The sequence below is a fragment of the Acidovorax sp. FW305-C-20-28 genome (assembly GCF_058783375.1).
Genome location: NZ_JBYSYM010000003.1, coordinates 135812 through 155810 on the forward strand (window position 1 = coordinate 135812; position 19999 = coordinate 155810).

Here is a 19999-nt window from a genome sequence, read left to right on the forward strand (position 1 = left end):
AACGCTCGTTCTTGTGCGTTTGCAGCAAATTCTCATAATGCGATATGAATAGGCACCATTTGAAATTGGCGAAAAGTTGTGAGAAACTAGGGACAGTCATCTAAATTGCTGCCACATCTACAGGAGACAAAAGCATGTCAGCTCAGCCCGACCCACAGGCCGGTTTTGGCCTCGGTACCGACGCCGATCAGCAGGAAACCCGCGAATGGATGGACGCGCTGTCCGCCGTGATCGACAAGGAGGGCCCGGAGCGCGCCCACTACCTGCTCGAACAACTCCTCGAACATGCGCGCCAGAGCAGCATCGACATGCCGTTCTCGGCCAATACCGGCTATGTGAACACCATCGAGCCGACGCAGGAAGCCCATTGCCCCGGCAACATCGCCATTGAAAAGCGCCTGCGCGCCTACATGCGCTGGAACGCCATGGCCATGGTGGTGCGTGCCAACCGCCTGAACCCCGCTGATGGCGGCGATCTGGGCGGCCACATCGGCTCCTTCGCCTCGGTGGCCAGCATGTTCGGCGCCGGCTTCAACCACTTCTGGCATGCCGCCAGCGAAAACCACGGCGGTGACCTGCTGTACATCCAGGGCCACAGCTCGCCCGGCATCTACGCGCGCGCCTACCTCGAAGGCCGCCTGAACGAAGAGCAGCTCGACAGCTTCCGCCAGGAAGTGGATGGCAAGGGCCTCTCGAGCTACCCCCACCCCAAGCTCATGCCCGAGTTCTGGCAGTTCCCCACGGTGTCCATGGGCCTGGGCCCGCTGATGGCCATCTACCAGGCACGCTTCCTCAAGTACCTGCACGCCCGCGGCATTGCCAACACCGAAAACCGCAAGGTCTGGGTGTTCTGTGGCGACGGTGAGATGGACGAACCCGAATCGCTGGGCGCCATCGGCCTGGCCGCGCGCGAGAACCTCGACAACCTGGTCTTCGTGATCAACTGCAACCTGCAGCGCCTGGATGGCCCGGTGCGCGGCAACGGCAAGATCGTGCAGGAGCTCGAGAGCGAGTTCCGCGGCAGCGGTTGGAACGTCATCAAGCTCTTGTGGGGCAATGGCTGGGACACGCTGCTGGCGCGCGACAAGACCGGCAAGCTCAAGCAGCTGATGATGGAGACGCTGGACGGCGACTACCAGGCCATGAAGGCCAACGATGGTGCCTTCGTGCGCAAGAACTTCTTCGGCCGCTACCCCGAGACGCTCAAGCTCGTCGAGCACATGACCGACGAAGAGATCTTCGAGCTGCGCCGCGGCGGCCACGAGCCCGCCAAGGTGTACGCCGCCTTCCACGCCGCCAACGAGCACAAGAACCAGCCCACCGTGCTGCTGGTCAAAACCGTCAAGGGCTACGGCATGGGCAAGGCCGGTGAAGGCAAGAACACCGTGCACCAGACCAAGAAGCTGTCGGACGAGGACATCAAGTACATCCGCGACCGCTTCAACATCCCGATCCCGGACAGCCAGCTGGCCGAGATCCCGTACTACAAGCCGGCCGACGACACGCCCGAAATGCAGTACCTGCACGAGCGCCGCAAGGCCCTGGGCGGTTACCTGCCCAAGCGCCTGCCCAAGGCCGAAGAGAGCTTCACCGTGCCCGCGCTGGAGACCTTCAAGGCGGTGCTGGAGCCCACGGCCGAAGGCCGCGAGATCTCCACTACCCAGGCCTACGTGCGCTTCCTCACGCAGCTGCTGCGCGACCAGGCCCTGGGCCCGCGCGTCGTGCCCATCCTGGTGGACGAAGCCCGCACCTTCGGCATGGAAGGCCTGTTCCGCCAGATCGGCATCTACAACCCCAAGGGCCAGCTGTACACCCCGGTCGACCGCGACCAGGTGATGTACTACAAGGAAGACAAGGCCGGCCAGATCCTGCAGGAAGGCATCAACGAAGCCGGCGGCATGGCCAGCTGGATCGCTGCCGCCACCAGCTACAGCACGAACAACCGGATCATGATCCCGTTCTACGTGTACTACTCGATGTTCGGCTTCCAGCGCATCGGCGACCTGGCCTGGGCCGCTGGCGACATGCAGGCCCGCGGCTTCCTCCTGGGCGGCACCTCGGGCCGCACCACGCTCAACGGCGAAGGCCTGCAGCACGAAGACGGCCACAGCCACATCCTGGCCGGCACCATCCCCAACTGCGTGAGCTATGACCCGACCTTCGCGCACGAAGTCGGCGTGATCATGCACCATGGCTTGAAGCGCATGGTCGAGCGCCAGGAAAACGTCTTCTACTACCTGACCCTGCTCAACGAGAACTACGCCATGCCCGGCCTGCAGCCCGGCACGGAAGAGCAGATCTTGAAGGGCATGTACATCTGCAAGCAGGCGCCTGCCCTGGCTGCCGACGCACCCACCGTGCAACTGCTGGGCAGCGGCACCATCCTGCGCGAATCCTTCTTCGCCCAGGAACTGCTCGAAAAGGACTGGGGCGTGGCCGCCAGCATCTGGAGCTGCCCGAGCTTCAACGAACTGGCCCGCGACGGCCAGGACGTGGAGCGCTGGAACCTGCTGCACCCGACCGAAACGCCCCGCGTCTCCTTCGTGGCCGAGCAACTGGGCAAGACCACGGGCCCCGTGGTTGCCTCCACCGACTACATGAAGAACTACGCCGACCAGATCCGCTCGTTCATCCCCGCAGGCCGCATCTACAAGGTGCTCGGTACCGACGGCTTCGGCCGCAGCGACTTCCGCAGCAAGCTGCGTGAGCACTTCGAGATCAACCGCCACTACATCGTCGTGGCGGCCCTGAAGGCGCTGTCCGAAGAAGGCAAGGTGCCCGCGGCCAAGGTGGCCGAAGCCATCGCCAAGTACAACATCCAGGCCGACAAGGTCAACCCGCTCTACGCTTAAAAGAACCGGAGACAACAATGGCATTGGTCAACATTCAGGTCCCGGACATCGGCGACTTCGACGAAGTCGGCGTGATCGAGCTGCTCGTCAAGCCGGGCGACACGGTCAAGGCTGAGCAGTCGCTGATCACGGTGGAGTCGGACAAGGCCTCGATGGAAATCCCGTCGAGCCACGCAGGCGTGGTCAAGGAACTCAAGGTCGCCGTGGGCGATAAGGTCAAGCAGGGCTCCGTCATCGTGGTGGTGGAAGCCGCCGACGCGGGTGCCCCTGCTGCAGCTCCGGCTGCCGCGGCTCCTGCACCCGCCGCAGCGGCCCCCCAGGCCGCAGCCCCCGCGCCTGCCCCTGCAGCCGCCGCCCCTGCCGCTGCAGCCGGACCTGTGGAAGTGCGCGTGCCCGACATCGGCGACTTCAAGGACGTGGCCGTCATCGAAATGCTGGTCAAGGTGGGTGACACCATCAAGGTCGAGCAATCGCTGTTCACCGTCGAGTCCGACAAGGCCTCGATGGAGATCCCGTCGCCCGCCGCCGGCGTGGTCAAGGAGCTCAAGGTCAAGATCGGTGACACCGTGAACATCGGTGACCTGGTGGCCATCCTCGAAGGCGCGGCCGGCGCGGCTGCACCCGCTGCCGCAGCACCGGCGCCTGTGGCCGCCCAGGCTGCAGCAGCCCCCGCTCCTGCACAAGCTGCAGCGGCGCCTGCACCTGCAGCTGCCTCCGTACCCGCCCACCAGCCTGGCACCCCCACGGCAGGCCTGCCCCACGCTTCTCCCTCGGTGCGCAAGTTCGCCCGCGAACTCGGCGTGCCGCTCGAAGAGGTCAAGGGCACCGGCCCCAAGGGCCGCATCAGCCAGGACGACGTGCAGGCCTTCACCAAGCAGGTGATGAGCGGCGCCACCCAGACCAAGGCCCAGGCGGCGAAGGCACCTGCGGGCGGCGGCGGTGGTTCCGGCGTGGGCCTGGACCTGCTGCCCTGGCCCAAGGTCGACTTCACCAAGTTCGGCACGGTGGAGCGCAAGGACCTGTCGCGCATCAAGAAGATCAGCGGCGCCAACCTGCACCGCAACTGGGTGATGATCCCCCACGTCACCAACAACGACGAGGCCGACATCACCGACCTGGAAGCCTTCCGCGTCTCCACCAACAAGGAGAACGAGAAGAGCGGCGTCAAGGTCACCATGCTGGCCTTCGTGATCAAGGCCGTGGTGGCCGCTCTCAAGAAGTTCCCAGAGTTCAACACCAGTCTGGACGGCGATACCCTGGTCTACAAGCAGTACTACCACATCGGCTTTGCGGCCGACACGCCCAACGGCCTTGTGGTGCCCGTGCTCAAGGATGCCGACAAGAAGGGCATCATCCAGATCAGCAATGAAATGGGTGAACTCGCCAAGAAGGCGCGCGACGGCAAGCTCGGCGCGGCCGACATGCAGGGTGGCTGCATGTCGATCAGCTCGCTCGGCGGCATCGGCGGCACGCACTTCACGCCTATCATCAATGCGCCCGAAGTGGCCATCCTGGGCCTGTCCAAGGGCCAGATGAAGCCGGTGTGGGACGGCAAGCAATTCGTGCCGCGCCTGGTGCTGCCGCTGTCGCTGTCGTACGACCACCGCGTCATCGACGGTGCCTCGGCCGCGCGCTTCAATGCCTACCTGGGCCAACTGCTGGCGGACTACCGCCGCATCCTGCTGTAACGAGGAGACCCTGCAATGGCAACCATTGACATCAAGGTCCCCGACATCGGCGACTTCGACGAAGTCGGCGTCATCGAAGTGCTGGTCAAGCCCGGCGACACCATCAAGGCCGAGCAGAGTCTGATCACCGTGGAGTCCGACAAGGCCTCCATGGAAATTCCTTCGAGCCACGCGGGCGTGGTCAAGGAACTCAAGGTCAAGATTGGCGACAAGGTCGCCCAAGGCGCCGTGGTGCTGACGCTGGAAGCGGCGGATGCTGGCGCGGCAGCACCCGCACCGGCTGCTGCCCCCGCACCAGCAGCGGCAGTTCCTGCCGCTGCTGCTGCAACCCCCGCTGCTCCCGCGCCCCAAGCGTCGAGTTTCGGCGGCTCTGCCGATATCGAATGCGACGTGCTGGTCCTCGGCGCCGGCCCCGGCGGCTACAGCGCCGCCTTCCGCGCGGCCGACCTGGGCCTCAAGGTCGTGCTGGTCGAACGCTACGCCACCCTGGGCGGCGTGTGCCTGAACGTGGGCTGCATCCCCTCCAAGGCGCTGCTGCATGTGGCTGCCGTCATGGACGAAGTCAGCCACATGGCCGACCTGGGCGTGAGCTTCGGTGCGCCCACGCTGGACATCGACAAGCTGCGCGGCCACAAGGAAAAGGTCATCGGCAAGCTCACCGGCGGCCTGGCCGCCATGGCCAAGATGCGCAAGGTCACCACCGTGCGCGGCGTGGGCCAGTTCGTCGGCGCCCACCACCTCGAGGTGGAAGAAACCGGCGGCGCCACCGGCCAGGAGAAGACGGGCGGCAAGAAGGTCATCGCCTTCAAGAACGCCATCATCGCCGCCGGCAGCCAGGCCGTGCGCCTGCCCTTCATGCCCGACGATCCACGCGTGGTGGACTCTACCGGCGCACTGGAATTGAAGCAGGTGCCCAAGCGCATGCTCATCCTGGGCGGCGGCATCATCGGCCTGGAAATGGGCACGGTCTACAGCACCCTGGGCGCCCGCCTGGACGTGGTGGAAATGATGGACGGACTGATGCAGGGCGCCGACCGCGACCTCGTCAAGGTCTGGCAGAAGATGAACGCCAAGCGCTTCGACAACATCATGCTCAAGACCAAGACGGTGGGGGCCAAGGCCACGCCCGAAGGCATCGAGGTGACGTTTGCGTCGGCGGAGGAGGGCGGCACCGCCCCCGCGCCGCAGGTCTACGACCTGGTGCTGCAGGCCGTAGGCCGCACCCCCAACGGCAAGAAGATCGCCGCCGAGAAGGCCGGCGTGGCCGTCACGGACCGCGGCTTCATCAACGTCGACATCCAGATGCGCACCAATGTGCCGCACATCTTCGCCATCGGCGACATCGTGGGCCAGCCCATGCTGGCGCACAAGGCCGTGCACGAAGCGCATGTGGCCGCGGAAGTCATCGCCGGCGAGATCCAGGGCAACAAGGAACTGGCAAGCAGCGCCTTCAACGCCCGCGTGATCCCCTCGGTGGCCTATACCGACCCCGAAGTGGCCTGGGTGGGCCTGACCGAAGACCAGGCCAAGGCCCAGGGCATCAAGGTCAAGAAGGGCCTGTTCCCCTGGACGGCCTCGGGCCGTGCCATCGCCAACGGCCGCGACGAGGGCTACACCAAGCTGCTGTTCGATGACAGCCCTGAGGCCCATGGCCACGGCAAGATCCTGGGCGGCGGCATCGTCGGCACGCATGCCGGTGACATGATCGGCGAGATCGCGTTGGCCATCGAGATGGGCGCGGACGCGGTGGACATCGGCAAGACCATCCACCCCCACCCCACGCTGGGCGAGAGCATCGGCATGGCGGCGGAGATTGCGCACGGCAGCTGCACGGATGTGCCGCCGCAGAAGAAGTGATGTAGCCAGGAAGGGACGGCGTCCTGCGCCGTTCTGAACCGCAAACGAAAGCCCGGTCCGGCAACGGCCCGGGCTTTTTTCCTGGGCCGCCTGCACTGTGTTCTCAGGCGGTGATGCGCTCCAGCTGCAGCCGGAACTGGTCCTTGTACAGCTTGGCGAACACCTGCACCCCACCGCTGTGCCATCGGAACATATGGGGCAGGATGTTTGCCTCGCGCGGTAACTGCTGCAAGAAGTGGCTGTTCATGGTGTCGACCGGCAACAGGGCATACAGGTCCAGCTCCAGGACCTGCTTGCCATTGGTCTGGTTCCAGGTGTTGATGGCCAGCTCATCCTTGGGGGTGCGTGCGTTCAGCGGCTGGCCCTGCAGGCCGATCCGGTAGTTCAGGGCACTGCAGTCGGGCTCGGTGGCGATGCGGTCCATCAGGTCGGCGAAACCGTGACCCAGCCAGGCGTCGCGCCCCACAGACCGGACCAGCGCGATGGGGTCGCCAGCGGGCAGGGCCTGCACCAGGCTGCGCAACGGGCTCTGGAGAAAGGCCTTGTTCTCCCGCTCGGCCTTGCGCCGCAGCTTCTCATCGGCCTTGGGGTCGATCCTCTGGCCTTCCTCCAGCGGCTCGTAGGCCGCCACATGCAGCAGACCCTGCCCGTCCGGCTCCCACCGGGCCATCCAGGTGAACCCCTTGCCCTGGGCGCTTGCCACCTCCACGGGCAGGGCCTGCAGCCACGCCAGCAGGTAGGCGGCGGCATCGGCCGTTCCGTTGTCCGTACCGTTCAGCTGGATGCCCGATTTTCCCGTGCCCGTGCGGTAGATGCTGGCGCAGGCGTCTTCCAGTGCGCCGCACAGCGCCTGCACCACCGGTACCTCGGCGGGGCCGTACTCCGAGCACGGCAGCAGCAGTGGTGCCACCAGCGCCCGGCCCCGGGCATCGTCCTGCTTGCCGTCTCGGCCGTCCAGGGCGGCTGTGGCGATCTGCTCCACCGCACCATAATCCTCTTCGTCCAGGGCAGCGACCAATCGCCCGATGCATTCCAGCGCGGGCTTGTCGACGCTGCCGAACTTGATTTTCAATTGGAAGGATTCAGACATGGGTTCTCGCGTGGGTGGGCTGGACGCATCCGGAGGCAAGGCTGCACTGCCAGAAAAAGTATCGCCTGAAAATGCGGGGAGGCTTGGGTCTGGCATCGCATCCACACCTTGCATCCCCTTCTGAACCCATGGCCCACGAACAGCATTTCATCAAGGACACGAAGGGCAAGGCCCAGCGCCGCACCCATGTGCGCATGGTTGTCGACGGCTCCATGGTCCGCACCGACGAACTGCAAGCGGGCGCTGCCACCGACTCCGGCGCCATCTGGAAGCCGCTGGACGCACAGGCTTGCGACAACGACTTCGAAGCCCAGGCGTACGCCGATGGCCAGGAATTCATGCGGCTGACCACGGGTGGCTGGCGGCTGGCGGCGCCCGACGGAAAGCCGCTGTCCGAGGGGGGCGACATCCTGAGCCTCAGGCCCCGCCATCCAGGCCCCCTGGCGGCGTTCGCCGCGGAGACCTCCTTTCCCTCCTTCGACTGGTACGACTACTTCGAGTACGCAGTCAGCCGCATCGGCGAAGTCTGGCAATGGGACGATCCCGAAGCGGCCCTGCAGTGGTCGATGCGCATGACCCCTGCGCAGATGGCCCTGTGGGCCATCGCCAATGCCGACGGGCAGATCTGCAACGGCGGCTTCTCGCAGTTCTTCTACAACAGCTACGGCGAGCTCGCGCATGAGGCGCTCGCAGGCTTCGAACTGCTGGGCCTGCCGCAATACGCCGACATCCTGCGTGAGGCCTATGCCGTCTTCCCCGGCCAGCGCATCCCCAAGGACCGGGAGGAGCGGGTGGCCATCCTGGAGGCGCTGACGATGGCGGACGACGCGGCCGCCCCCCGCCTGCAGGCCGCCAGCAACGGCATCGAGCACGCCTCGGCCATCTTCACGGGCACCGAAGACCACTGGGCCGCGCTGGAGACCCGCTACTACGCCCTGATCCACCAGGACATCGGGATCCCCGGTTACAACCCGGCCTTCTACAAGCCGTTGTGCGAGGGCATCGAAGCACGGGCCCACGAGGTTTTCCGGTAGCCGCGCGGCGCGGCATTGCGCACAATCCGCGGATCCCGTTACATTTTCGGGCGCCTGCCGCTTCTCCATGAGCTTCATCGTCCAGATCTTCGACCGCATCACGGCCACCGACGTGCCCACCGCCCAGGCTGCGTGCAAGCGCAGCCTGGCGGCCACGCCCCGGGTCGTGGCCATGCTCGACCAGTTTGTGCGCGAGGTGCAGTGCTACTACCCGCTGGCCGCAGATGCCAACGGCGTGCCCCAGCCCCTGGTCTGGACCGAGGGCCTGCCCTTCGGGCCGCTGGACCAGTGGCCGTTGAACCTGGGCGTCGATGCGCAGGTGCTCGATGCCACCGTGCTCTCCACCCTGGGCCATGTGGCGGCCGATGCAGGCTTGCAGTTGTTCGAGCCGCAGAGCGGGGCGCTGTACCGGCTGGACCGCCAGGTGATCTATGCCAACGGCACGGTCGAGCCCTTTGCCGAACGGGCCCTGCGTGCCGACCCTCCCAAGGTGCAGGCCACGCCCGGCAGCTTTGCCCCGGCCCGGGTGCCGCACAGTCTCGACACGCTGTGCGGTGCGCTGATGGAGCGGCTCGCGCCCCTGGGCTTCGAGGTCCACCCGCACCCGGTGAATTCGCGTGCACGCTTCGTGCAGCGCAGCTACGGGCCCACGGTGCAGGCCTTTTCCCTGCACGTGCAGCCTGAGCAGGACCGGCAGTACATCCACTGCTCCGTGGGCTGGTGGCTGCCCAGCGTGCGCGAGGCCTGGCTGGCGCGCCTGGACGAGGTCGGCGGGCGCGAGCTGCGCAGCCGCATCAAGTCCTTCATCCCGGACCACGAGCGCACGCTCAGCGACTTCCAGCAGATCCCCTGGCACCGCAACCCCCGGCTGGGCCAGAACGAGCTGCGCAGCGCGCAAGACCTCGATGAATACGCCCGGGCCCTGGCCTTCTGGGCCGCCGAGCGCGCCATCCTCTGGCAGGACGCGCCCAAGGACATGGCGGCCTTGGGCCGGCTGCTGCTGTCGGTCGACCACTTGAACCGCATTCTCAAGGACGGCGAGAGCGGCGTGCACGGCGCGTTCTGCCTGCAGGAACAGATGGCCCTTTTGGTGCTGGCCCTGCACTGCAGAACGCCGCTGCGCGATGTCTGGGTCGAAACCCTGCGCCACCGCCAGCGCGTGACCCAGCATGTGCAGTGGAAGCCCGTCAGCGGCAACGATGGCAATGCACTGTTCGAAGGCATCCTGCAAAGCCTGGTCGGGCGACCGCCGCTACTTGGTCCCTACTGATTTTTGCGAACTGGAAAACTCACTATTCAACTAGCTTTTGAATTATGCCAAAAAATATAAAAACGTTTAAAATTTTTGTCGCGTCCCCCTCTGATGTTTCTGCGGAAAGGGATTTGCTGGAAAGTGTTATTCTGGAGCTTAATGGAATATGGGGATCAACTCTTGGAATGGCATTTGATTTGGTTCGGTGGGAGCGCAACGTTCGGCCATCATTTTCCACTGATCCTCAGGCTGTGATTAATGCTCAGATTGGCGATGACTATGATGTTTTTATAGGGATATTCTGGGGAAGGCTGGGAACTCCTACACCACGAGCTAAATCGGGTAGCGTGGAGGAGTTTGATAGAGCTTATGCCAAGATGCGGAGCGGAGGAACTCCTTTGGAGATTATGGTTTATTTTAAGGATGCGGGAATATCCCCCTTTGAATTGAATACTGAGCAGGTCCAAGGGGTTAATGATTTTAGAAGGTCGCTTGGTGAAATTGGTGGTGTATATTCTGTTTTTAAAGATCAAGCAGGGTTTGAATCATCGCTGAGGGCTCATCTATCATCGCTGGCCATTAAGTTTTCAGCGCCTGAAAAAAATGCGCCCCTGCAAAATATTAAATCACCTCCAACGGAGACTGAATTGAGCGTCGAAGATGGTGAGGCAGATTACGGTTATTTTGATTATATTGATTTGTTTAAGGTGCGGCAAAATGAGGTAAATTCATCAATTTCCGCTATTGGGGATGCAGTTAAGGAGCTTAACGATCAGCTTTCGTTGCGTGCCGATGAATTGGAAATGGTTGATAAAAAATCGATTCATGATATGCGCCGTGGGACGAAACGAGCTGCAGATGATATGGAAGGATTCGTGAGTGCTATTGTTGATCCCGTTGCTGTGCTATCAAGTTCTAGAGTTAAATCGATGGATGCGCTAAGTAAAGCTATGGCCTTTCAGCGTGGGGCTAATTCGGATGTAAATAAAGTTGCCTCGCTTAAGCAAGATCTCTTGCTCATGGTTTTTTCAATGAATAGAGTTTTGGCGGTAACGCAGGGGATGAGAAATACTATATCTAAATTTCCGCAATTAATGAAGGAGTTGAATGTTGCGAAAAGGAATGTGCTCCTTCAGCTTGATAGAATTATTGTTGAGCTCGAAGCTTCTATTGTGACTTTGGGTAGTATTATTTCATCTATTGATGGTGTTGGCGGTAAGGGTGCTGTTCAATAATTCGTCGACCAATTTTTCGGGCGCTCACCAATATTTTGGCAATTTTGGCTCGGAAGCTATCTGGCTGCATCCGCAAACATTTGACGGGGTCGGCCTGACGACTACTCTAGATGCAGGTGGTGCGGTCCGTGCCTGCCCTCTGGCTGGACTCGGTAACGGGATCGAATTGGTTGATCTGCGCCCGGATGAGTTTGACAAGGGGTTGCCGGTGGGGGTGACGATGGCGCTTGAGGGCAGGGTAGGGCGTCTGACTTTTCCTATCAGTCAGCGGCCCGTGCCGTCGGATGCCTTGGCGTCTGCGCCGTAGGAAACCAGCCCCGCGCCCACGGCCATGCCGGCGCCGCCAGGGCTTGCTGCGCCACCTCCACCGCGCCCGCTGCCGGCCTCGGCATTGCCAGCCGCTCCCGCACGCTTGCCGGCTGCACCGCCGCCACTGCTGCCGGCCGGCCGCAGCGGGCCCTGGTTCGGGATGGCGACCGAGACCGGGATGGACTCCAGGTCCAGCGCCGAGCGGATGAAGTGCCGCAGCGACACCACCAGTTGCGCCGTCTCCATGCCGCGCCCGGCCACCATGTCCTGTGCGGCCCTGGCGGCCAGTTCCACCTGCTCCTCGGTGCCGAGCAGGATCACGTCGGACAGGGCGGCTTCCACCGCGTCGCGCATGCGGCGCTGTCGTTCGGTGCTGGTCAGGGCCGAGGAGGGCGCTCCGGCCTCCAGCGCCCCGCCGGCGATGGCCATCTGCACGGCGCTGTCGTGCACCTGCTGGCGCCGCAGGTCACGCAGGTGCGTGGGGTGCACCTGCAACTGGCCGGTGAACGAGCCACCCAGGGTCTTGTAGGCGGCGATCAAGGTCTTGAGGCGTTCGTTGATCTGCCGGGTTTGCGCTCGCGCCGTCTCTGGATGGTCTGCATTAAGACCAGGCGCGTGCCCATCATGACTAGGGTGGTCACCAGCAGGCCTATCAGGGTGGACCAGGGCTGAAGTCGAGCAGGTTGCGCATGCGGTGCCTGGGCGGGATCGGGTCACCCATCATAGGCGCGGCGCCGCAGCCACCATGTAGGCCGGGGCCTCATTCTTCTAATCGGATTTGCAATCCGGGGCGCAACCGCTTTGCGAAGGCGGACTGCGGGTGCTACGGGCCATTGTGCCGAAGTCAGAAATAGTGGGGGGCACGTGCTGCCCCCCCGCTTCTCAATCCGCCGTCAACCCCAGCCGCTTCACCACCGGCTCCCAGCGCACCATTTCTTGGTTCAGCGTGGCCTGCGCCTGCGCGCTGGTGGTGCCCAGGGCCGTCACGTCGCTGTTCTGCAGCTTGGCACGCACGTCCGGCAGCTTCATCACCTCCTGCGCACGTTTCGCCAGTTCCGCGATCACGGCGGGTGGCGTGGCCTTGGGCGCCTGCAGCACCAGGCGGAAGCTCACGTCCAGGCCGGGCTGCTGCAGGGCCTGGGCCAGCGTGGGCACCTCGGGCGCCAGCGGCGATGGTGTGGCCGAAGAGACGGCCAACGCGGTGAGCTTGCCGGCCCGCACATGCGGCAGCACGGTGGGCGTGGCCAGAAAGCCGCACTGCACCTCGCCGGCCAGCACCGCCTGCGTGGCGGGTGCGGGGCCGCGGTAGGGAATGTGCTCCATGCGCGTCTTGGCCGCATCCAGGAACATCTCGGTTGCCAGGTGGCCGGGCACACCCGGCCCGCCGGAGCCGTACATGATGCGCTCGGTCTTGCTCTTGGCCACCAGCTCGCCCACCGTCTTCACGCCCACCGAAGGGTGGCACACCAGCATCTGCGAGAAGCTGCCGATGATGGAGACGTTCACCAGGTCGGTCTTGGGATCGAAATCGCGGTTCTTGTAGATGTGCGGGTTGACCGTGAGCACGGTGTCCGGGCTCAGCACCAGCGTGGCGCCGTCGGGTTCGGCCTTGGCCGCCGCCATGGCGGCCAGGTTGTTGCCGGCGCCGGGGCGGTTGTCCACGACCACGGGCTGCTTGACCAGTTTGCCCAACTGGTCGGCGAACAGCCGTGCCGTGATGTCCGAAGGGGCGCCGGGCGGCGAGCCCACAAAGAGGCGCACGGGGCCGGCGGGCCAGGCCTGGGCCAGTGCGGCGCAAGGTGACAGGGTGGCCAGTGCGAGGAGGCCGATGGCACCGGCGCTGCGGATCGTCTTGGTGGAAATGCCCATGAAAACTTGCTCCTTGTCGATACTCAGTACATCAGCTGGCCGCGGCGGTTCACCACACCGATGTCCACCCACTGCGTGCCGATATTCTGGCCATTGGTGAAATCCAGCGGCAGGCCACCCAGGTCCATGCGCAACTGGCGCAGTGCGGCCGTGACCTTTTCGGGCGTGGGGGACGCGCCGGCGCGGTGGATCGCCTCCAACGCCACCTGGGCGGCCACGTAGCCGGTGAGGTGCGGGTTGGATGGCTCGGATTTCGGGAAGTGGGCGCGCATGGCCGCCCGGAAGTCCCGCGTCAGCCGGGTCTTGTCGGCCGAGGCGTTGGGCAGCACCTGGGCCACACCCACGCCGATGGCCGATTCGAGCGGCGTCTTTTCCATGATGGCCTCGGCCGGCACGTAGGACATGCCGTAGATGGGCGTGCGGTCGGCCGCCGCGCGCACGTCGCGTACCAGTGCGGCACCGCTGTTGCGCACCAGCACCATCACGTAGGCCTGCGCGCCCGTCGCCTGCAGGGCCTTGGCCGTGTCGGCGAGCGCCTCGCCGACGGGTGGCGCCGGCACCCGGCCGACCACGTCGAGCTTGAGTTCTGCGGCCGCTTCGTTGAAGTGGCCCAGACCGCTCTTGCCCATGGGGTTGTCCTGGTGGGCCACCGACACCTTGCGGATGCCCAGCGTGGACAGGTGCTGCAGGATGTGGCGGATCTGTGCACGGTCACCCGCGCTCACATGGTAGATCCAGGGGCTGCCGGGGTTGCGCATGGCTTCGGCGCCCGGTGTCGCGCCGACTGCCGGGATCTTCACGCGCTCCAGCACCTTGCTCGACTGCAAGGCCAGCACATTGGCCGAGCCGAACAGGTTGATGAAGGCCAGCGGCTTGTCCCGCGCTGCGATGGTCTCGACCAGGCGCACGGTGTCTTCGGGCTTGTACTGGTCGTCCTCGTGCACGAAGCGGATCTTCTGTCCGTTCACACCGCCCTTGGCGTTCACGGCGTTGAAATACGCCATGGCCCCCTCGTGGTTGCCCACGGCCGTGACGGCCAGTGGCCCCTTGGTGGGCGAAACCTGGGCGATGACGATCTCGGCATGGGCGGCTGCTGCCTGCACAGCCGCATATAAGATCAACGCACGAACGAACAAAAGCACAGGTTGTCTCCAGTGGCATAGGGAACTCTTTGCAAAGAATTCTTAGGCCTGCGCCAATGGTTCATCTAATGAAGAAACGAGGAGACATTCCGAATGTTGCGCAATCCCCGTGGTCCGGACGATTTCGTGAACTACCGGCTGCAGCGGCTGTACGCACTGGCCGGCGCGCCGGTGGTGCGCCTGTGCGAAGGGCGCTATGGCGTGACGCGGCGTGAGTTCCGGCTGCTGTGCCTGGTGGTCGATGGCGGCCCGGTATCGCCTTCGCGCCTGAGCGAGCTGGCGCACCTGGATCTGGCGCGCGCCTCGCGCGTCATTGCGGCGCTGGCCAAGAAGCGGCTGGTGCGCCGCGAAGTGCAGGATGGCGACCGCCGTTTCGCGCTCGTGGCCGCCACGCGCGAAGGCGTGGCGCTGCACCAGGAGCTGTTCCCGCAGATCGCCAGCATCAACCAGGGGGTGGTGTCGGTGCTCGATGCGGGGCAGGTGAAGGCGCTGGACCAGATCCTGTCGGTGCTCACACGCCATGCGGAAGTGGTGAACAGCTCCATCGTGCTCGATGTGGGCGCGGACCGCCAGCGCGGGCGGCGCAGCCCCGACGACGACATGGCATAAGAACCTGTTTACGATCTCCCAGGGGTCACGCAGCGGCTTTGGCGGGTGGTATGCAAGGCGCGGTGCGCAGTTGATAGCCCGGCTATCAACAAGCGCCGCAACGCCGCAGACCGCCCGCCAAGGCCACTGCCCGAAGGGTTGGAGCGAAATCGGGCGATTGGACGCCCCGGCTGCTTGCATGGGCACCAGCCCATGCGGCGCATCCGAAGCATCCACTCATCCCGATTGCGCTCCAACGCGATCCCCTGCGAGATCGTAAACAGGTTCTAACCGCGGCCCCTCAGCCAGCCTTGCTGGCCGCCAATCCTTGCGGCAGGTCTGCCATGGGCACGGTCGTGGGCTTGCTGCGCTTGCTGATCAGCAGCACCCCGGCCAGCACCAGCCCTGCACCCGCCATCTGCCACCACGACAGCGGCTCGTTGAGCAGCCAGCAGCCGAAGAAGATGGTCAGCATGGGCCCCAGGTTGCCGATCAGCGCCGTGCGGGCCGCCCCGATGCGGCGGATGGCGGCCGAGGTCATGAACACCGGCAGCACCGTGGAGAAGACCGCCATGCCCAGGGCATGCAGGTACACGGGCGCGGGCTGCACCAGGGCGGCAACGGGCTGGGTCGCCACAAAGTGCGCCAGCGTGGCCACGGTGGACACCAGCATGGCCAGCGCCGTGAAGCGTGCCGCGCCCAGGGCGCGGATGGCCGATTCGCTGCCCGCCTGGTAGAAGGCATACGACACGGCCGAGCCGAAGACGAAACCCGCGCCGATGAGCACGGCCCGGGCGTCGCCCGCCACATGCAGGTCGTGCGCAAAGGCCAGGCCGATGCCCGCGTAGGACAGCAACAGCGAGCCGATCTCGCGCTTTGAAGCGCGCTTGCCCATGAAGAGCACGCCGATCACGATGGTGAGCGTGGGGTACATGAACAGGATCAGCCGCTCCAGGCTGGCGCTGATGTACTGCAGGCCGATGAAGTCGAGGATGCTGGCGCCGTAGTAGCCCAGCAGGCCCAGGGCGGTCACCAGCAGCCAGTCGCGCCGGGACAGCGGTGCCAGGCCGCGGCTGGCGCGCCAGCCGACCCAGGCGAACACGGGCAGCGAGAACGCCATGCGCAGTGCCAGCAGGGTGACCGAGTCGACCGGCGTGGCCTGGGGCACGGCGTAGGCCAGTTTCACGAAAATGGCCTTGAACGAGAAGCCCAGGGCGGCCAGGACGGCCAGGGCCAGGCCGATGCGTTCGGCGGGCCAGTGTTTCCAGGAGGACATGGGGAAGCGTGGGAGAGGTTTTGCATGCGCTCACCGCGAACGGTATGCATGCATGCGATGGAGCCAAGGAATCAGTGTGATTATGGTGCCTTGGGATGTTGCAGGGCACAATTGCTATTCCCGCAAGCGTGTGTTCGTCCATGACGAACGCTGGTGTACCGCCCCATGAACTACGACCTGACCGACCTGCGCCTGTTTGTCGCCATTGCCGAGGAGCGCAACCTCACCCGGGGTGCCGCGCGGGCCTGCCTCGCACCATCCTCGGCCAGCCACCGGCTGCGGCGTCTGGAGGATGCGCTCAACACCTCGCTGTTCGAGCGCCAGACCCGCGGCGTGCAGCTCACGCGCGCGGGCGAGGCCTTGCTGCGCAATGCGCGCCAGGTGCTGGCCAGCCTGGAGCAGATGCACGCCAACCTCTCGCCCTTTGCCACGGGCATCCGCGGCCATGTGAGCCTGTGGGCCAACACCCATGCCACGCACACCTTTCTGCCCGACGACCTGGCCGGCTTCTTGAAGCAGCACCCCCAGGTCAGCGTGACGTTGGAGGAGCGCACCAGCGCCGAGATCGTGGTGGCCGTGGCCAGTGGCGAGATCGAGGTGGGGGTGCTGGCCGACAGCGGCAGCGGCGCGGGTGTAGAGCTGGCGCCGTACCGGCAGGACCGGCTGGTGCTGATCGTGCCGCGTGGCCATGCCCTGGCGGGCCGTGTGAAAGTGGGCTTTGCCGAGGTGCTGGACCATGCCTTCGTGATGCTGCACGCGGGCTCTGCCATCCACACCTTCACCATGAACGCGGCGGCCGCGCTGGGCCGGCACCTGGACGTGCGCATCCAGGTGCGCAGCTTCGAGGCCGTGTGCCGCATGGTGGGGGCTGGCGTGGGCATCGGCCTGGTGCCGCGCAGCGCGGTCAAGCTCGCGGGCCTGGGGGATCCCCCGGTGGTGGTGGCGATGGACGAGCCCTGGGCCCAGCGCGACCTGCAGATCTGCGTGCGCAAGGGCATCGAGCCGTCGGGCTTTGCGGCGGCCCTGGTTCAGCACCTGCGGCGCAGCGGCAGCGCTCAGGGATGATCGCGCGCAGGGGTTTTCGCCGGCCGGATCGGCAGCCACAGCGTGAAGCGCGTGCCCGCCGGCCCTGAGGCCCATGCCACCGTGCCGCCAATCGCCTGGGCGCGGCGCTGCTGGTTGCGCAAGCCCCTGCCGGCCGGCTCCGCGTGCGCCTGCTCCACGTCGAAACCCTGGCCGTTGTCTTCGATGGCCACCTCGATGCCATCCCCCACCTGGCGGGTGTGAAAGCGGATCTCGGTGGCCTGGGTGTGGCGCAGCACGTTGGCCACGGCTTCCTGCACGATGCGCAATATGTGCAGCGCACTGGACGGATCCAGCCATTGCAGCACGGGCACGTCCTGCACCTCCCAGCGCAGGGCGATGCCGGCGCTCTCGATGCGCGGCCCCATGCGAAAGCGCAGCGTGGCCAGCAGCAGCAGCAGGTCGGCGTCCACCGGCTCCATCGAGTCGATGGCCAGCTTCAGGTCGTCCATGCAGTCGGCGAGCACCTGGGCCATCTGCTCGTCCGTCAGCATGCCGCCCTGGACCGAGCGCATGGCATTGGTGAGCGAGGAGCCCAGGCCATCGTGCATGTCCTGCATCAGGCGCTGGCGTTCCCGGCTCAGCGTCTGCGCATGCTCTGCCTCCCTGAGCGCCTGGTAGCTGCGCTCCAGCTCGGCCTCGCGCACCGCGAGCTGCTCGGCCAGGCCGGCGTTGAGCCGCTTCACCTCGGTGATGGCCCGCACATAGCGGCGCAGCATGATGAACATGAAGACGGCCAGGTACAGGACGGCCGCATAGGGCGTGAGGTAGAACCATTCCAGGTCCAGCAGCTGCTGGGACTTGAACCAGTCGTAGGTGCCCAGGCCCACGGCGGTGGCGACGCTGCAGCTCAGCAGCAGGCCGTCCTTCGAGTGGCTGCGCCAGGAATGCCACAGGCCTGCGGCCACTACGGCGATGGCCAGCGCGATCTGCAGTATCTGCAGGCCCGGGCGCAGCAGCACGAGCGCGGGCAGCGGCAAGCCGAGCGGCAGCGTGAGCACGGTGAACGCCGCCGTCAATGCCAGCAGCGAGTGCGTGAGCCGGGGCATGCTGCGCCCATGCAGCAATTGCAGGAAGGCGTGCAGGATCACGATCTGCCAGGCCAGCGCGTTCAGCGTGATCCAGCCGAACCAGGCGTCGCTCACCGGCAGCCGTTCCAGGCCGGAGTGGAAATGCCAGCGCCGCACCACCTGCAGCAGCGAGAAGCCGGCGAGCAGCAGGTACAGGCGGTCCTGGGGGCGCCACAGCCACACGCCAAAGCAGAACAGCGCCACGGCCAGAAAGGCCGAGCTGCTCATGAAGGGCAGTTGGAACTCCAGCCATTCGCGCGTGGTGTAGTGCGACAGCAGGGCCCCGGTGTCGCCCACATAGAACGACGAGAGCCCGCCGCCCGCGCCCTGCAGGCTGTCCATGCGGATCAGGATCTCGTGCGGCGGGGCCGCCAGCGGTGTCTGGTTGAGCGGCAGCAGCAGGCCCGGGTGGCGGAACAGGTTCCAGCTCGGGCTGCCCAGCGAGCGGTGGATCAGCCGGCCGTCCGCGTACACGGCAATCTGGCCCGCGGTCTGCCAGCGCTTGAGGTAGAAGTGGGCCGTGCCGCCGGGCGGCGCAATGTCCGGCACCTGCACGCGGAACCAACGGGTCGAGACCTTGGGGGCCCCGCCGACCGCAATGACCTGGCGCGCAAAGACGAAGGGCAGGGCCACCTCGCGCCAATCCGTGCCCAGGGCCTGCCAGTCGGCGTGCTCCGCCAGAGGGGATGGCGCGCCCGGCAACTCCAGTTCCAGCGCCGACGTGAAATGCACGACCGGTGGTGGCTGCGGCTGCGCCCTGGCCTGCGCCGTGGCCATGCCCATGGCCGCCGCCAGCAGGCAGACCAGCATCCATTGCAGCCGCCAGGCAGTGGCCAGAAGTCCCATGCCGGCATTGTGCACGGAGCGCAAGGCGGATGACGGGTCAGCTGGCGAGGACAAGGTCCACGCCCGCTGCACGCAACTCCTGCTGGATGCGGCCGGGCGCCGTGGCCGGAACGACCAGCGTGGCGATGTCGCCCAGAGCCGCCACGGTGAAGGGCGAGGCTGCGCCGAGCTTGTCGCTGGACGCCAGCACCACGGTCTCGGCCGCGCGCTGGTGCAGGGCGCGCTTGACGGCGGCCTCCTCGAAATCGCCGGTGGTCAGGCCCGCCTCGGCATGCACACCGGTGACGCCCATCAGGAAGAGGTCGGCACGCAGCCGCCCGGCGGCTTCGACCACGCTGGCGCCCACATGGACCATGGAATGCCGGTACAGGCGCCCGCCCAGGCCCAGTACCTCGATGTGCACATGGCCAGCCAGCGCTGCGGCCACCACCGGACTGTGGGTCACGACCGTGGCATGCAGGTGGAGCGGCAGGTGCTGCACCACCTGCAGCGAGGTGGTGCCGCCATCGAGGATGACGACCTGGCCGGGCCGGACCAGGGCGGCGCCGGCCTGTCCCAGCAGGCGTTTTTCGTCGGGCGCGAGCTCCTGGCGCAGCCGCAGGTCACCCACGGCGGCCGAAGCGGGCAGGGCGCCGCCGTGCACGCGCTGCAGCTGGCCTTCGGCCGCCAGCTCGCGCAGGTCGCGCCGCACCGTGTCTTCGGAGACGCCCCATTCGTCGCTCAGCGCCTTGGCCACGATCTGGCCATCGCGCGCCAGGCGCTGGAGGATGAGCTGTTTGCGCTGGCTTGTGAGCATGGCTTATCTGAT

The 19999-nt window shown here is 65.7% G+C and carries 14 protein-coding genes and 1 pseudogene; 8 read left to right on the plus strand and 7 right to left on the minus strand.

Going from position 1 to position 19999, the window contains the following annotated elements:
* Positions 1 to 134 precede the first annotated feature (134 nt).
* The 3 genes from aceE to lpdA are packed head-to-tail and all read left to right on the plus strand — an operon-like array spanning position 135 to position 6397.
* A complete protein-coding gene (gene aceE / locus AC3WOH_RS05735) occupies positions 135 to 2852 on the plus strand; it encodes a pyruvate dehydrogenase (acetyl-transferring), homodimeric type (RefSeq protein ID WP_492228414.1) in 2718 nt (905 codons plus the stop codon).
* A gap of 17 nt (positions 2853 to 2869) precedes the next feature.
* Positions 2870 to 4540 carry a dihydrolipoyllysine-residue acetyltransferase gene (aceF, locus tag AC3WOH_RS05740; protein ID WP_492228415.1) on the plus strand — a complete coding sequence of 557 codons (1671 nt, stop codon included), beginning with the start codon at positions 2870 to 2872 and terminating at the stop codon, positions 4538 to 4540.
* A gap of 15 nt (positions 4541 to 4555) precedes the next feature.
* Positions 4556 to 6397, plus strand: coding sequence for a dihydrolipoyl dehydrogenase (gene lpdA, locus AC3WOH_RS05745; protein ID WP_492228416.1), 1842 nt, complete (start codon positions 4556 to 4558; stop codon positions 6395 to 6397).
* A 103-nt stretch (positions 6398 to 6500) separates the two neighbouring features.
* Here the strand turns inward: lpdA and AC3WOH_RS05750 are convergent, their stop codons facing one another.
* Positions 6501 to 7487, minus strand: a complete 987-nt coding sequence (locus AC3WOH_RS05750) for a hypothetical protein (protein WP_492228417.1) — start codon at positions 7485 to 7487, stop codon at positions 6501 to 6503.
* A 128-nt stretch (positions 7488 to 7615) separates the two neighbouring features.
* Here AC3WOH_RS05750 and AC3WOH_RS05755 point away from each other — a divergent pair, with 128 nt between their 5' ends.
* The 3 genes from AC3WOH_RS05755 (at position 7616) to AC3WOH_RS05765 (ending at position 11008) form a co-directional block, all read left to right on the plus strand.
* Positions 7616 to 8521 carry a DMP19 family protein gene (locus AC3WOH_RS05755; protein WP_492228418.1) on the plus strand — a complete coding sequence of 302 codons (906 nt, stop codon included), beginning with the start codon at positions 7616 to 7618 and terminating at the stop codon, positions 8519 to 8521.
* Positions 8522 to 8588: 67 nt separating this feature from the next.
* Complete coding sequence (locus AC3WOH_RS05760; protein ID WP_492228419.1) at positions 8589 to 9791, plus strand: hypothetical protein; 1203 nt, start codon at positions 8589 to 8591, stop codon at positions 9789 to 9791.
* 44 nt (positions 9792 to 9835) lie between these two features.
* Positions 9836 to 11008: a hypothetical protein gene (locus AC3WOH_RS05765; protein WP_492228420.1), complete on the plus strand. Its 1173-nt coding sequence runs from the start codon at positions 9836 to 9838 to the stop codon at positions 11006 to 11008.
* Positions 11009 to 11272: 264 nt separating this feature from the next.
* On the opposite strand, the pseudogene AC3WOH_RS05770 reads toward AC3WOH_RS05765, so the two are convergent.
* The 3 genes and pseudogenes from AC3WOH_RS05770 to AC3WOH_RS05780 form a co-directional block, all read right to left on the minus strand.
* Positions 11273 to 12008, minus strand: a pseudogene (locus AC3WOH_RS05770) (hypothetical protein).
* Positions 12009 to 12199: 191 nt separating this feature from the next.
* Complete coding sequence (locus AC3WOH_RS05775; protein ID WP_492228421.1) at positions 12200 to 13186, minus strand: Bug family tripartite tricarboxylate transporter substrate binding protein; 987 nt, start codon at positions 13184 to 13186, stop codon at positions 12200 to 12202.
* A 23-nt stretch (positions 13187 to 13209) separates the two neighbouring features.
* Positions 13210 to 14289 carry an ABC transporter substrate-binding protein gene (locus AC3WOH_RS05780; protein ID WP_492228423.1) on the minus strand — a complete coding sequence of 360 codons (1080 nt, stop codon included), beginning with the start codon at positions 14287 to 14289 and terminating at the stop codon, positions 13210 to 13212.
* A gap of 132 nt (positions 14290 to 14421) precedes the next feature.
* On the opposite strand from AC3WOH_RS05780, the gene AC3WOH_RS05785 reads away from it, so the two are divergent.
* Positions 14422 to 14937 (plus strand): MarR family winged helix-turn-helix transcriptional regulator, encoded by a 516-nt coding sequence (locus AC3WOH_RS05785; RefSeq protein WP_492228424.1) that lies wholly within the window; start codon positions 14422 to 14424, stop codon positions 14935 to 14937.
* Positions 14938 to 15217: 280 nt separating this feature from the next.
* Here AC3WOH_RS05785 and AC3WOH_RS05790 read toward each other — a convergent pair whose 3' ends face one another.
* Positions 15218 to 16192: a DMT family transporter gene (locus tag AC3WOH_RS05790; RefSeq protein WP_492228425.1), complete on the minus strand. Its 975-nt coding sequence runs from the start codon at positions 16190 to 16192 to the stop codon at positions 15218 to 15220.
* A gap of 165 nt (positions 16193 to 16357) precedes the next feature.
* Here AC3WOH_RS05790 and AC3WOH_RS05795 point away from each other — a divergent pair, with 165 nt between their 5' ends.
* Positions 16358 to 17257 (plus strand): LysR substrate-binding domain-containing protein, encoded by a 900-nt coding sequence (locus AC3WOH_RS05795; protein WP_492228426.1) that lies wholly within the window; start codon positions 16358 to 16360, stop codon positions 17255 to 17257.
* On the opposite strand, the gene AC3WOH_RS05800 is transcribed toward AC3WOH_RS05795, so the two are convergent.
* Together AC3WOH_RS05800 and AC3WOH_RS05805 are read right to left on the minus strand one after the other, a co-directional pair.
* Positions 17248 to 19191: a sensor histidine kinase gene (locus AC3WOH_RS05800; RefSeq protein WP_492228427.1), complete on the minus strand. Its 1944-nt coding sequence runs from the start codon at positions 19189 to 19191 to the stop codon at positions 17248 to 17250. The genes AC3WOH_RS05795 and AC3WOH_RS05800 overlap by 10 nt on opposite strands.
* A gap of 37 nt (positions 19192 to 19228) precedes the next feature.
* The gene (locus tag AC3WOH_RS05805) at positions 19229 to 19987 is read right to left on the minus strand and encodes a DeoR/GlpR family DNA-binding transcription regulator (protein ID WP_492228428.1); all 759 of its coding nucleotides are present in this window, start codon (positions 19985 to 19987) and stop codon (positions 19229 to 19231) included.
* Between the last annotated feature and the right edge of the window lie 12 nt (positions 19988 to 19999).